13 protein-coding genes are annotated in these 12,125 nt (G+C 63.3%); all 13 read left to right on the top strand.

Translation table 11 applies throughout. The annotated features are described in order from the left end of the window. Nucleotides 1–3: 3 nt before the first annotated feature. The 13 genes from fdx to J7573_RS06120 all read left to right on the top strand — a co-directional run bounded on the left by fdx (nucleotide 4) and on the right by J7573_RS06120 (nucleotide 12,013). A complete protein-coding gene (gene fdx, locus J7573_RS06180; protein WP_054887566.1) occupies nucleotides 4–345 on the top strand; it encodes an ISC system 2Fe-2S type ferredoxin in 342 nt (113 codons plus the stop codon). An 11-nt stretch (nucleotides 346–356) separates the two neighbouring features. Next, a complete protein-coding gene (gene iscX, locus J7573_RS06175; RefSeq protein ID WP_016393987.1) occupies nucleotides 357–557 on the top strand; it encodes a Fe-S cluster assembly protein IscX in 201 nt (66 codons plus the stop codon). A gap of 90 nt (nucleotides 558–647) precedes the next feature. Then, the gene (gene ndk, locus J7573_RS06170) at nucleotides 648–1,073 is read left to right on the top strand and encodes a nucleoside-diphosphate kinase (RefSeq protein ID WP_011532343.1); all 426 of its coding nucleotides are present in this window, start codon (nucleotides 648–650) and stop codon (nucleotides 1,071–1,073) included. Between the two features lie 28 nt (nucleotides 1,074–1,101). Continuing rightward, nucleotides 1,102–2,247 (top strand): 23S rRNA (adenine(2503)-C(2))-methyltransferase RlmN, encoded by a 1,146-nt coding sequence (rlmN, locus tag J7573_RS06165; protein WP_054887568.1) that lies wholly within the window; start codon nucleotides 1,102–1,104, stop codon nucleotides 2,245–2,247. Between the two features lie 13 nt (nucleotides 2,248–2,260). Beyond that, on the top strand, nucleotides 2,261–3,022 hold the full coding sequence (pilW, locus tag J7573_RS06160) for a type IV pilus biogenesis/stability protein PilW (protein ID WP_294331279.1): 762 nt from the start codon (nucleotides 2,261–2,263) through the stop codon (nucleotides 3,020–3,022). After that, nucleotides 3,019–4,044, top strand: coding sequence for a RodZ family helix-turn-helix domain-containing protein (locus tag J7573_RS06155; RefSeq protein WP_294330375.1), 1,026 nt, complete (start codon nucleotides 3,019–3,021; stop codon nucleotides 4,042–4,044). The genes pilW and J7573_RS06155 overlap by 4 nt, the downstream gene beginning before the upstream one ends. Before the next feature lie 3 nt (nucleotides 4,045–4,047). Next, the gene (gene ispG, locus J7573_RS06150) at nucleotides 4,048–5,157 is read left to right on the top strand and encodes a flavodoxin-dependent (E)-4-hydroxy-3-methylbut-2-enyl-diphosphate synthase (RefSeq protein ID WP_110637517.1); all 1,110 of its coding nucleotides are present in this window, start codon (nucleotides 4,048–4,050) and stop codon (nucleotides 5,155–5,157) included. A 24-nt stretch (nucleotides 5,158–5,181) separates the two neighbouring features. Further along, nucleotides 5,182–6,471, top strand: coding sequence for a histidine--tRNA ligase (hisS, locus tag J7573_RS06145; protein WP_085673698.1), 1,290 nt, complete (start codon nucleotides 5,182–5,184; stop codon nucleotides 6,469–6,471). A 39-nt stretch (nucleotides 6,472–6,510) separates the two neighbouring features. Further along, the gene (locus J7573_RS06140) at nucleotides 6,511–7,149 is read left to right on the top strand and encodes a tetratricopeptide repeat protein (RefSeq protein WP_085673696.1); all 639 of its coding nucleotides are present in this window, start codon (nucleotides 6,511–6,513) and stop codon (nucleotides 7,147–7,149) included. Next, a complete protein-coding gene (gene bamB, locus J7573_RS06135; RefSeq protein WP_103445618.1) occupies nucleotides 7,150–8,292 on the top strand; it encodes an outer membrane protein assembly factor BamB in 1,143 nt (380 codons plus the stop codon). A 117-nt stretch (nucleotides 8,293–8,409) separates the two neighbouring features. Further along, nucleotides 8,410–9,873 carry a ribosome biogenesis GTPase Der gene (gene der / locus J7573_RS06130; RefSeq protein WP_110637516.1) on the top strand — a complete coding sequence of 488 codons (1,464 nt, stop codon included), beginning with the start codon at nucleotides 8,410–8,412 and terminating at the stop codon, nucleotides 9,871–9,873. Nucleotides 9,874–10,085: 212 nt separating this feature from the next. Beyond that, nucleotides 10,086–11,234 (top strand): pyridoxal phosphate-dependent aminotransferase, encoded by a 1,149-nt coding sequence (locus J7573_RS06125; protein WP_294330356.1) that lies wholly within the window; start codon nucleotides 10,086–10,088, stop codon nucleotides 11,232–11,234. Beyond that, complete coding sequence (locus J7573_RS06120) at nucleotides 11,222–12,013, top strand: amidohydrolase (RefSeq protein ID WP_294330355.1); 792 nt, start codon at nucleotides 11,222–11,224, stop codon at nucleotides 12,011–12,013. The genes J7573_RS06125 and J7573_RS06120 overlap by 13 nt, the downstream gene beginning before the upstream one ends. The last annotated feature ends 112 nt before the right edge of the window (nucleotides 12,014–12,125 follow it).

Raw genomic sequence — 12,125 nt, 5'->3', positions numbered from 1 at the left:
CCGATGCCCCAGGTGATTTTCCTGCCGCACGAGAAGTTCTGCCCGGACGGGCTGGTGGTTGAGGTGGAGCCAGGGACCAATATCCTGGAGCTGGCCCACGAGCACCACATCGAGATGGAAAGCGCGTGCGGCGGTGTGTGCGCCTGCACCACCTGCCACTGCATCGTGCGCGAAGGCTTCGACTCGCTCGAGGAAGCCGACGAGCTGGAAGAGGATATGCTGGACAAGGCCTGGGGCCTGGAGGCGCAATCGCGCCTGGCCTGCCAGGTGATCGTTGGTGAGGATGACCTCACCATCGAGATTCCCAAGTATTCGCTCAACCACGCTGCCGAAGCGCCGCACTGAGGTTTGCCCCCATGAGCCTGAAATGGATTGATGTACTTGAGATCGCCATCCAGCTTGCGGAAAGCAAGCCGGAAGTCGATCCTAAATATGTGAATTTCGTCGATCTGCACCGTTGGGTGCTGGCCTTGCCAGAGTTCAGCGACGATCCGTCACGTGGCGGTGAGAAAGTGCTCGAGGCCATCCAGGCGGCCTGGATCGAAGAAGCCGACTAAGCGTGACGCTGCAGGTTAGGCAATCCCCTGGAACCCGCGTATAATTCGCGGGTTTAATTTTTCGTAACACTCAATATTCTGGAGTTTTCCATGGCTGTTCAACGTACTTTCTCGATCATCAAGCCTGACGCCGTTGCCAAGAACGTAATCGGCAAGATCACCACCCGCTTCGAAGAAGCTGGTCTGAAAATCGTTGCCTCGAAAATCAAGCAACTGTCCAAAGCCGAAGCCGAAGGCTTCTACGCCGAGCACAGCGCTCGTGGCTTCTTCGGTGACCTGGTTGCCTTCATGACTTCCGGCCCGGTTGTTGTTCAGGTTCTGGAAGGCGAAAACGCCATCGCTCTGAACCGTGAGCTGATGGGCGCTACCAACCCTAAAGAAGCTGCTCCAGGCACCATCCGTGCTGACTTCGCCGAGTCGATCGACGCCAACGCCGTTCACGGTTCGGACTCCGAAGCTGCCGCTGCTCGCGAAATCGCTTACTTCTTCGCTGCTACCGAGGTAACCACTCGCTAAGCGAAAGCTTACGGGTGAGGGTGAATCCATGACGACATCTACTGGCAAAATCAACCTGTTGGGGCTGACCCAGCCGGAAATGGAAAAGTTCTTCGACTCGATAGGGGAGAAGCGCTTCCGTGCCGGTCAGGTGATGAAATGGATTCACCATTTTGGCGTGTCCGACTTTGCGGCCATGACCAACGTAGGCAAGGTCTTGCGCGAAAAGCTCGAGGCCGTTGCCGAGATTCGCCCCCCGGAAGTGGTCAGTGAAGACATTTCCGCCGACGGCACCCGCAAGTGGGTGATCCGCGTTGCCTCCGGCAGCTGCGTCGAAACCGTCTACATCCCTACCGACGACCGCGGTACCCTCTGCGTTTCGTCGCAAGCCGGCTGCGCCCTGGACTGCAGTTTCTGCTCCACCGGCAAGCAAGGCTTCAACAGCAACCTCACCGCCGCCGAAGTGATCGGCCAGGTGTGGCTTGCGAACAAATCCTTCGGGACCGTCCCGGCCAAGATCGACCGCGCGATTACCAACGTGGTCATGATGGGCATGGGCGAGCCCTTGCTGAACTTCGACAACGTCATCGCCGCCATGCACATCATGATGGATGACCTGGGCTATGGCATTTCCAAGCGTCGCGTCACCCTGTCCACCTCGGGCGTGGTGCCGATGATCGACGAACTGGCCAAGCACATCGACGTGTCCCTGGCGCTGTCGCTGCACGCGCCGAACGACGAACTGCGCAACCAGCTGGTGCCGATCAACAAGAAATACCCGCTGAAGATGCTGCTGGAATCGTGCATGGGCTACATGTCGACCCTGGGCGGCAAGCGCGTGCTGACCATCGAATACACCCTGCTCAAGGACGTCAACGACCAGCCTGAGCATGCGGCACAGATGATCGAGCTGCTGCGCGACGTACCGTGCAAGATCAACCTGATCCCGTTCAACCCGTTCCCGCATTCGGGTTACGAGCGGCCGAGCAACAACGCGATCCGCCGCTTCCAGGACCTGCTGCACCACGGTGGTTTCAACGTCACCACGCGTACCACCCGTGGCGACGACATCGACGCTGCCTGTGGTCAACTGGTCGGCCAGGTCAATGACCGTACCCGCCGCAGCGAGCGCTACATCGCGGTCCGCCAGCTGTCCGCTGACGCCGAGCTGCAAGACAGCGCCGTGCGTCACTGAGTCCGGCCTTGCCATGAGCCTGCGCGCCGCGCTGTCGATCCTTGCGCTTTCGCTGCTGGCCGGCTGCGTGTCGGGCGGCGCGGGCGATCCCCTGGCCAACCGCCAGGGGCGGGCGGAGGCAGGGCGGGCCTACACGCAGCTTGGCCTGGGTTATTTGCAACAAGGTTTGACCCAGCAGGCCAAGGCCCCCCTGGGCAAGGCCCTCGCGCTGGATGCCGCGGATGCCGACGCTCACGCGGCCCTGGCCCTGGTGTTCCAGGCCGAAGGCGAGCCAGCCCTTGCCGAGGCACACTTCAAAAAGGCGCTGGCCGCCCGGCCGGGCGACACGCGAATTCGCAACAACTACGGCAGTTTCCTATATGCTCAGCAACGTTTTGCCGAAGCCGAGCAGATGTTTCGCCTGGCCAGTGCCGATACCCTGTATCCTGAACGCTCGCGGGTGTACGAGAACCTTGGCCTGACGGCCCTGGAGCTCGATGATCGCGACCAGGCACATGCGTATCTGACCAAGGCCCTGCAACTCAACCGACGCCAGCCCAGAGCGTTGCTGGAAATGGCTGAGTTGTCCTACGAAAACAGGCATTATGTGCCGGCCCGGGAGTACTACGATCGTTTCAGCCAGTTGAGCGATCACAGCGCCCGTAGCCTTCTGTTGGGCAGCCGCCTTGCCCGGGTATTCGACGAGCAGGGCACCCTGGCCGATCTGGGCCAGCAATTACAACGACTTTATCCCGGTACGCCGGAATATCAGCAATACCTGTCGGAGCAACGATGAAAGCCGCGCATCCCGAAGTAGCAGCAGCGACTGGCCAGAACCCCGGTGAGCTGTTGCGCCAGGCCCGCGAGAAACGGGAGTGGTCGCAAGCCGAGGTGGCCCGCAAGCTCAACCTCACCGTAAGTTCGCTGAACCACGTGGAAACCGGCGCCTTCGACAAGCTGCCAGGGCATACGTTTGCCCGTGGTTACATCCGCGCCTACGCCAAATTGATGGACATGGACCAGGCTCCGCTGGTCGAGGCCTTCGACCAGTACACCGGCACCCACGCCAAGGGCAGTGAAGTGCACTCCCTGGGTCGTATCGAGGAACCGGTGCGGCTGTCGCACAACATCATGCGCGGCGTCACCCTGCTGCTGCTGGTCGCAGTGGTTGGCGGCAGCTTCATCTGGTGGCAGGACCAGGGCAGCATGAAAGGCAAGGACCTGGCCAAGATCGCCCTCGAGCATGTGGAAGTCGAAAGTGCCGACGGCACCACCCAGATCCACCCGCTGGACGAGCCTGAAGACCAGGCCGTGACGGCGGGTCAGCAACCTGAGAGCGCACCGCTGCCACTGGAACAGGCCTCCGCCGAAACCGCAGTCGAAACTACCAGCGAAGCCGCCCCAGCTCTGCCTGCACCGGCCCCAGCGCCTGTTCCTGCCCTGGTTCAGCAGGCTCCGGCCCATGTTGTCGCACCAGCCCCGGCCCCTGCGGCTCCGGTAGCGCCAGCCGCGCCAGTTGCCAGCGTGCCGGCCGTCGCCGCCGCCGAGCCTGCCGCCCCTGCGGCCGTGCCGGCCGGCAGTGCCAAGGTTGCAATCCAGTTCACCGCCGATTGCTGGACCCAAGTGTCCGATGGCAACGGCAAGGTGCTGTTCAGCGCCATCAAGCGCAAGGGGGACAACCTCGAGCTGACCGGCAAGCCGCCCTTCGCGGTCCGCCTGGGCTTTGCCCGTGGCGCCCAGGTCAGCTACAACGGCCAGGCCGTCGATGTTGCCCCGTTCACCAGTGGCGAGACCGCTCGCCTGAAGTTGGGACAGTAAGTCATGCACGGCGAATCTCCGATCAAACGTCGCGAATCCCGCAAAATCTGGGTCGGCAATGTGCCGGTGGGTGGTGATGCCCCCATCGCGGTGCAGAGCATGACCAACACCGACACCAACGATGTGATGGCCACCGTGGCGCAGATCCAGCGCCTGGTCGATGCCGGCGTCGACATCGTCCGCGTCTCGGTACCGGACATGGACGCCGCCGAGGCGTTCGGCAAGATCAAGCAGCTGGTCAGCGTGCCGCTGGTTGCCGATATCCATTTCGACTACAAGATCGCCCTGCGCGTGGCCGAGCTTGGCGTCGACTGCCTGCGCATCAACCCGGGCAATATCGGCCGTGAAGACCGCGTGCGCGCGGTGGTCGACGCTGCCCGCGACCGTGGTATCCCGATCCGCATCGGCGTCAACGCCGGTTCCCTGGAAAAGGACCTGCAGAAGAAGTACGGCGAGCCGACCCCGGCCGCGCTGGTCGAATCGGCCCTGCGTCACGTCGAACACCTCGATCGCCTGGATTTCCAGGACTTCAAGGTCAGCGTCAAGGCCTCCGACGTGTTCATGGCCGTCGAAGCCTACCGCCTGCTGGCCAAGCAGATCATCCAGCCGCTGCACTTGGGCATCACCGAAGCCGGTGGCCTGCGCTCGGGGACGGTGAAATCCGCCGTCGGCCTCGGTATGCTGCTGGCCGAAGGCATCGGCGATACCATCCGTATCTCGCTGGCGGCCGACCCGGTCGAAGAAGTGAAGGTCGGCTACGACATCCTCAAGTCGCTGCACCTGCGTTCGCGTGGCATCAACTTCATCGCCTGCCCGAGCTGCTCGCGGCAGAACTTCGATGTGGTCAAGACCATGAACGAGCTGGAAGGCCGCCTGGAAGACCTGCTGGTGCCGCTGGACGTGGCGGTGATCGGTTGCGTGGTCAACGGCCCCGGCGAAGCCAAGGAAGCCCACGTCGGCCTGACCGGTGGCACGCCGAACCTGATCTACATCGACGGCAAGCCGGCGCAGAAACTGACCAATGACAACCTGGTCGATGAGCTGGAGAAGCTCATCCGCCAGAAAGCGGCCGAAAAGGTCGAGGCTGACGCGGCGCTGATCGCCCGCAGCTGACACACAGATTCGTAAGGACTTTTCGTGAGCAAATCGCTGCAAGCCATCCGTGGCATGAACGACATCCTGCCAGAGCAGTCGCCACTGTGGCGCTACTTCGAAGGCACCGTCGCCGGCCTGCTGGACACCTACGGGTACAGCCAGATCCGCACGCCGATCGTCGAGTTCACCGAGCTGTTCAAGCGCTCCATTGGTGAAGTCACCGACATCGTCGAAAAAGAGATGTACACCTTCGAGGACCGCAACGGCGATTCGCTCACCCTGCGCCCCGAAGGCACTGCCGCGTGCGTGCGCGCTGTGCTGGAGCACGGCATCACCGGCAACGGCCAGGTGCAGAAGCTCTGGTACATCGGCCAGATGTTCCGCCACGAGCGCCCGCAGAAAGGCCGCTATCGCCAGTTCCACCAGATCGGTGTGGAAGTGTTCAACCTGGACGGTCCGGACATCGACGCCGAGCTGATCATGCTGACCTGGCGCCTGTGGGGCCTGCTGGGCATCCAGGACGCGGTCAAGCTCGAACTCAACAGCCTGGGCACCAGCGAAGCCCGTGCCCGCTACCGTGACGCGCTGGTCGAGTTCCTCTCGGCGCGCCTGGAGCAGCTTGACGAAGACAGCCAGCGCCGCCTCAAGAGCAACCCGCTGCGCATCCTCGACAGCAAGGACCAGGGCACCCAGGCGGTGCTGGTCGGCGCGCCGAAGCTGGAAGACTACCTGGACGAAGATTCCCGCGTGCACTTCGAGGGCCTCAAGGCACGCCTCGATGCCGCTGGCATCCCGTTCGTGATCAACACCAAGCTGGTACGCGGCCTGGACTACTACAGCAAGACCGTGTTCGAGTGGGTCACCGACAAGCTCGGCGCCCAGGGTACCGTCTGCGCCGGTGGCCGTTACGACGGCCTGGTCGAGCAGATGGGCGGCAAGCCGACCACTGGCGTTGGTTTCGCCATGGGCATCGAGCGCCTGATCCTGCTGCTGGAAACCCTCGGCAAGGTCCCCGAGTCGATCAACCGCACCATCGACGTCTACCTGTGCGCCTTCGGCGAGCAGGCGGAACTGGCCGGCCTGCGCCTGTCCGAAGGCCTGCGTGATCGCTTGCCGGGCCTGCGCCTGGCGGTCAACGCCGGGGGGGGCAGCTTCAAGAGCCAGTTCAAGAAGGCCGACAAGAGCGGCGCGCTGTTCGCCCTGATCCTCGGCGACGACGAACTGGCCAAGCAAGAAATCGGCTTGAAGCCCCTGCGTGGTCAGGGCGAACAACAGAACATTGCCTGGGATGCTCTGGCTGAGCACCTGGAAACCGCGATCGCTCAGGCGTAACGCGGTTCAACAAGCGAATAGGCGAAAAGGAGTATTGGGGTGTCGAGTACCGATGATGAACTGGCAGGGGTCAAGGACTGGTGGAACCGCAACGGCAAGCCGCTGCTGACCGGTGCCCTGCTGGCTGGCGTGGTGGTGTTGGGCTGGAATACCTGGCACAAGTACCAGAACAACCAGTCGCAAGGTGCCTCGCAGCTGTATCAGGCCCTGCTTGAGACCAGCCTGACGCCGAATGGCCAGCCAGACGCGACCAAGGTCGCGGAGCTGGCCGGCAAGCTCAAGAGCGAGTTCGGCGGTACGGCGTACGCCCAGTACGGCAGCCTGTTCGTGGCCAAGGTCGCGGTCGAGAGCGGCAAGCTCGACGACGCCGCTGCCGAGCTGAAGAGCGTGCTGGACAAGCCGGCCGACGTCACCCTGGGCGAAATCTCGCGCCAGCGCCTGGCACGCGTGCTCGCTGCCCAGAACAAGGCCGAAGAGGCCCTCAAACTGCTCGACGGCGATGCTGACAAGGCCTTCCTGGCCAGCCGCGAAGAACTGAAGGGTGACCTGCTGGTGCAACTGGGTCGCGGCGACGATGCCCACAGTGCCTACGAAAAAGCCAAGGCCGCGCTGTCTGACGAAGCAGCGGTCGGTGGCCTGCAACTGAAGCTGGATGACCTGGCCAAAGGGGACGCGTAAGTGATCGGTTGGAAACAAGCAGCAGTGCTGACCCTGGCCGTGCTGGCCGCAGGTTGCAGCAGCAACAGCAAGAAGGAACTGCCTCCGGCCGAGCTGACCAAGTTCACCGAAGAAGTGGTGCTGAAGAAGCAGTGGAGCCGTTCGATCGGTGACGGCCAGGGTGAAACCTACAACACCCTGGTTCCGGCCATCGAAAACGACCGTATCTACGCCTCCGACGTCAACGGTGAAGTCTTTGCCCTCGACCGCATCACCGGTGACGTGGTGTGGAAGAAAGACCTCGAGCTGCCGGTGTCCGGTGCTGTCGGCGTGGGCTACGGCCTGGTGATGCTCGGCACCCTCAAGGGTGAAGTGGTCGCCCTGGACTCCAGCACTGGTGAAGAGCGCTGGCGCTCGCGTGTGACCAGTGAAGTGCTGGCGCCGCCTGCCAACAACGGTGACGTGGTGGTGGTGCAGACCCAGGACGATCGCCTGATCGGCCTCGACGCCAGCACCGGCAACCGCCGCTGGATCTATGAAAACACCCCGGCCGTGCTGACCCTGCGTGGCACCGGCGCGCCGATCGCCACCAACCGCCTGGCCGTTGCCGGCCTGTCCACCGGCAAGGTGGTGGCGGTGGACATCAACAATGGCGTGCCGGTGTGGGAGAGCCGCGTGGCCATCCCGCAGGGCCGTTCCGAGCTGGACCGCGTGGTCGACATCGACGGCGGCCTGCTGCTGTCCGGTGGTACCCTGTACGTCAGCACCTACCAGGGCCGCGTAGCGGGCCTGGACCTGGAAAGCGGCCGTGTGCTGTGGCAGCGCGATGCCTCCAGCTACGTGGGTGTCGCCCAGGGCTACGGCAACGTCTATGTCAGCGAAGCCACCGGTACCGTTGAAAGTGTCGACGAGCGCTCTTCCAGCGCGCTGTGGACCAACGATTCGATGGCCCGCCGTCAGCTGACCGCGCCAGAAGTGTTCTCCAGCTACGTGGCTGTAGGGGACTTCGAGGGTTACCTGCACCTGCTGAGCCAGGTCGATGGCCGCTTCGTCGGCCGTGAGCGTATCGACAGCGATGGCCTGCGCGCCCGCCCACTTGTGGTCGGCGACACCATTTACGTCTTCGGCAACAGCGGCAAGCTCGAGGCACTGACCATCCGCTGAAGCTATGCTTGAAGCCTTGGCGGGCTTCAGGCCGCGGCGTAGGACACGCCGCCCGAACTCCGGCCGCTGCCTTGCAGCGGCCTTTGCATTTTCAAGAATTCAAGAGTGGAGAGCCGCATGGTTCCCGTAATCGCCCTGGTGGGCCGCCCGAACGTCGGCAAATCCACCATGTTCAACCGCCTGACCAAGACCCGCGATGCCATCGTCGGTGACTTGTCGGGCCTGACCCGTGACCGTCAATACGGTGATGCCACCTGGCAGGGTCGTTCCTTCATCCTCATCGACACCGGCGGTATCACCGGTGACGAAGTGGGCATGGACGAGAAGATGGCCGAGCAGTCGCTCATGGCCATCGAAGAAGCCGACTACGTGCTGTTCCTGGTCGACGCCCGCGCCGGCATGACCGCCGCCGACCAGATGATTGCCGAGCACCTGCGCAAGCGCAACAAGTCGGCCATCCTGGTGGCCAACAAGATCGACAACATCGACGCCGACGTCGCCCGCGCCGAGTTCTCGCCGCTGGGCATGGGCAACGCCATTCCGGTGGCCGGTTCCCAGGGCCGTGGCATCAATGCGCTGATGGAAAGCGTACTCGGCCATATTCCTCGTGACGCCGAGGAAGAAGCCCTGGACCAGGAAGTCGCCGAAGGCGAGGAAGCGGTTCGCATCCCCGGCCCGAGCGAGAAAGATGGCATCAAGATCGCCATCATCGGCCGCCCGAACGTGGGCAAGTCGACCCTGGTCAACCGCATGCTCGGCGAAGAGCGTGTGGTGGTGTACGACCAGCCGGGCACTACCCGCGACAGTATCTACATCCCGTTCGAGCGTGATGACGAGAAGTACACCTTCATCGACACCGCCGGTGTGCGCAAGCGCGGCAAGATCCACGAGGAAGTCGAAAAGTTCTCGGTGGTGAAGACGCTGCAGGCGATCAAGGACGCCAACGTGGTGATCTTCGTCATGGATGCCCGCGAAGGTGTGGTCGACCATGACCTCAACCTGCTGGGCTTCGCCCTGGAAGCCGGCCGCGCCATCGTCATCGCCCTGAACAAGTGGGATGGCATGGAGTCGGGCGAGCGCGACTACGTGAAGACCGAGCTGGAGCGCCGGCTGTTCTTCGTCGATTTCGCCGACATTCACTTCATCTCCGCCCTGCACGGCACTGGCGTGGGCCACCTGTACAAGTCAGTACAGGCCGCGTTCAAGTCGGCGGTCACCCGCTGGCCGACCAGCCGCCTGACGCAGATCCTCGAAGATGCCGTGAGCGAGCACCAGCCACCGCTGGTCAACGGCCGCCGCATCAAGCTGCGTTATGCCCACCTGGGTGGTGCCAACCCGCCGCTGATCGTGATCCACGGTAACCAGACCGAGAAGATTCCGAAGTCCTACTCGCGTTACCTGGAGAACACCTACCGCCGTGTGCTGAAGCTGGTCGGTACGCCGATCCGCATCGAGTACAAGGGCGGTGAGAACCCGTACGAGGGCAAGAAGAACACCCTCACCGATCGTCAGGTCAACAAGAAGCGCCGCCTGATGTCGCACCACAAGAAGGCCGAGAAGAAGCGCCGCGACAAGCGCTGATTCCGCGTCTGCTTCTTCGCGGGCTTGCCCGCTCCCACAGGTACTGCACAAACCTCAAGCGGTGTGCAGTACCTGTGGGAGCGGGCGAGCCCGCGAAGAGGCCCTTTGATCCAGCGCAATCCCCCTATTGTTTCAACCTTTTTCCTGACCGCTCGATCCGCTATGCTCGGACTCCACCCCCGTGCCGGATACACCCCAGGAAAGAGGGCTCCATGATCCGCAGCAAACTGCCGAATGTCGGCACGACCATCTTCACCACCATGTCCCAGCTCGCCATGCAGACCGGCGCGCTCAACCTGTCCCAGGGTTTTCCCGACTTCAATGGCCCGCAGGCGCTGCTCGATGCAGTCGGCCGGCACGTGGCCGCCGGGCATAACCAGTACTCGCCGATGACCGGCTTGCCGGCCCTGCGCCAACAAGTGGCGGCCAAGGTCGCGCGGCTGTATGGCGCGCAGGTGGATGCCGACCAGGAGGTGACCATCACCCCGGGCGCCACCGAGGCGATCTTCTGCGCCATCCAGGCGGTGATCCACGCCGGTGACGAAGTGATCGTCTTCGACCCGTGCTACGACAGCTACGAGCCCTCCGTGGAACTGGCGGGCGGGCGCTGCGTGCATGTGCAACTGAGCGACGGCGGCTTCCGCATCGACTGGCAGAAGTTCAGTGCTGCCCTGAGCCCGCGCACGCGCATGGTCATTCTCAACTCGCCGCACAATCCCAGTGGTGCGCTGATCAGCCGTGAGGACCTCGACCAGCTGGCCCGGCTGATCGCCGATCGCGATATCTACCTGATCAGCGACGAAGTCTACGAACACCTGGTCTACGACGGCGTGCGCCATGCCAGCGTGCTGGCCCACGAGCAGCTGTACTCGCGGGCGTTCGTTATCAGCTCGTTTGGCAAGACCTACCACGTCACCGGCTGGAAGACCGGCTACGTCATCGCACCGCCGGCCTTGAGCGCCGAACTGCGCAAGGTGCACCAGTACGTCAACTTCTGCGGCGTGACACCGCTGCAATGCGCACTGGCCGACTTCATGGCCGAGCACCCGGAGCACATCGACGAGCTGCCGGCCTTCTACCAGGCCAAGCGCGACCTGTTCTGCGACCTGCTCGAAGGCTCACGCTTCAGCTTTACCCGCACTGCGGGCACCTATTTCCAACTGGTGGATTACTCGCAGATCCGCCCGGACCTGAACGATGTCGACATGGCCCTGTGGCTCACCCGTGAGCATGGCGTGGCGACCATTCCGGTGTCGGTGTTCTACCAGCAACCCATCCCCGAGCAACGCCTGGTGCGCCTGTGCTTTGCCAAACGTGAGGAGACGCTGCGTCAGGCAGCGGAAAAACTATGCGCGATCTGAGTGCACTGCCCAACCTGAAAGTCGCCCTGGTCCAGACCACCCTGGCGTGGCATGACCGTGAGGCCAACTACGCGCATTTCGAAGTGCTGCTGGACCAGGCTCGCGGCAGCGACCTGGTGGTTCTGCCAGAGATGTTCACCACGGGTTTTTCCATGCAGTCGGAAACCCTCTGCGAGCCCGAGAACGGCCCGACCTACAAATGGCTCAAGGCCCAGGCCAAGCGCATCGACGCGGTGATTACTGGCAGTGTGATCATCCAGGCCGCTGACGGCAGCCACCGCAACCGCTTGCTGTGGGCGCGGCCGGACGGCGAGATCCTGCATTACGACAAGCGCCACCTGTTCCGCATGGCGGGCGAGCACAAGCACTACACCCCGGGCGAGCGCCAGGTGCAGTTCGAGGTCAAGGGTTGGCGGGTGCGCCCGCTGATCTGCTACGACCTGCGCTTCCCGGTGTGGAGCTGTGATGCCCAGGACACCGACCTGCTGCTGTACACCGCCAACTGGCCTGCAGCGCGCCGCCAGCACTGGAACCGCCTGTTGCCGGCGCGGGGCATCGAGAACCTGTGCTACGTGGCGGCGGTGAACCGGGTGGGGACGGACGGCAAGGGCTTTGCCTACTCCGGTGACAGCCAGGTGCTGGACTTCCAGGGTGAGAGCCTGCTCAGTGCAGGGGAGGCGGACGGGGTGTTCACCGCAGTGTTGAGCGCTGCGGAGCTGGGTGCGTACCGCACCAAGTTCCCGGCCAACCTGGATGCCGATACCTTCGAGTTGCACTGAACCGACACTGGCCCGTATGGCCTGGAATGGCCTTTGTGGGAGCCGCGCTTGCCGGCGATGGGCCGCGAAGCGGCCCCACGATTTCAAGGTTGCTGCATAAGTTGCCGGGGCC

Source organism: Pseudomonas sp. (genome assembly GCF_017744435.1).
In the GTDB taxonomy this organism is placed as follows: domain Bacteria; phylum Pseudomonadota; class Gammaproteobacteria; order Pseudomonadales; family Pseudomonadaceae; genus Aquipseudomonas.
Note: the sequence above shows the minus strand (reverse complement) of the source record. Positions and strands in the feature narration are given on the sequence as shown.

What these genes read in the sequence shown, in the direction of transcription:
- rlmN (WP_054887568.1), top strand. Translation starts at nt 1,102, where the DNA reads ATGACGACATCTACTGGCAAAATCAACCTGTTGGGGCTGACCCAGCCG.
- ndk (WP_011532343.1), top strand. Translation starts at nt 648, where the DNA reads ATGGCTGTTCAACGTACTTTCTCGATCATCAAGCCTGACGCCGTTGCC.
- J7573_RS06155 (WP_294330375.1), top strand. Translation starts at nt 3,019, where the DNA reads ATGAAAGCCGCGCATCCCGAAGTAGCAGCAGCGACTGGCCAGAACCCC.
- J7573_RS06125 (WP_294330356.1), top strand. Translation starts at nt 10,086, where the DNA reads ATGATCCGCAGCAAACTGCCGAATGTCGGCACGACCATCTTCACCACC.
- J7573_RS06120 (WP_294330355.1), top strand. Translation starts at nt 11,222, where the DNA reads ATGCGCGATCTGAGTGCACTGCCCAACCTGAAAGTCGCCCTGGTCCAG.
- fdx (WP_054887566.1), top strand. Translation starts at nt 4, where the DNA reads ATGCCCCAGGTGATTTTCCTGCCGCACGAGAAGTTCTGCCCGGACGGG.
- der (WP_110637516.1), top strand. Translation starts at nt 8,410, where the DNA reads ATGGTTCCCGTAATCGCCCTGGTGGGCCGCCCGAACGTCGGCAAATCC.
- ispG (WP_110637517.1), top strand. Translation starts at nt 4,048, where the DNA reads ATGCACGGCGAATCTCCGATCAAACGTCGCGAATCCCGCAAAATCTGG.
- pilW (WP_294331279.1), top strand. Translation starts at nt 2,261, where the DNA reads ATGAGCCTGCGCGCCGCGCTGTCGATCCTTGCGCTTTCGCTGCTGGCC.
- iscX (WP_016393987.1), top strand. Translation starts at nt 357, where the DNA reads ATGAGCCTGAAATGGATTGATGTACTTGAGATCGCCATCCAGCTTGCG.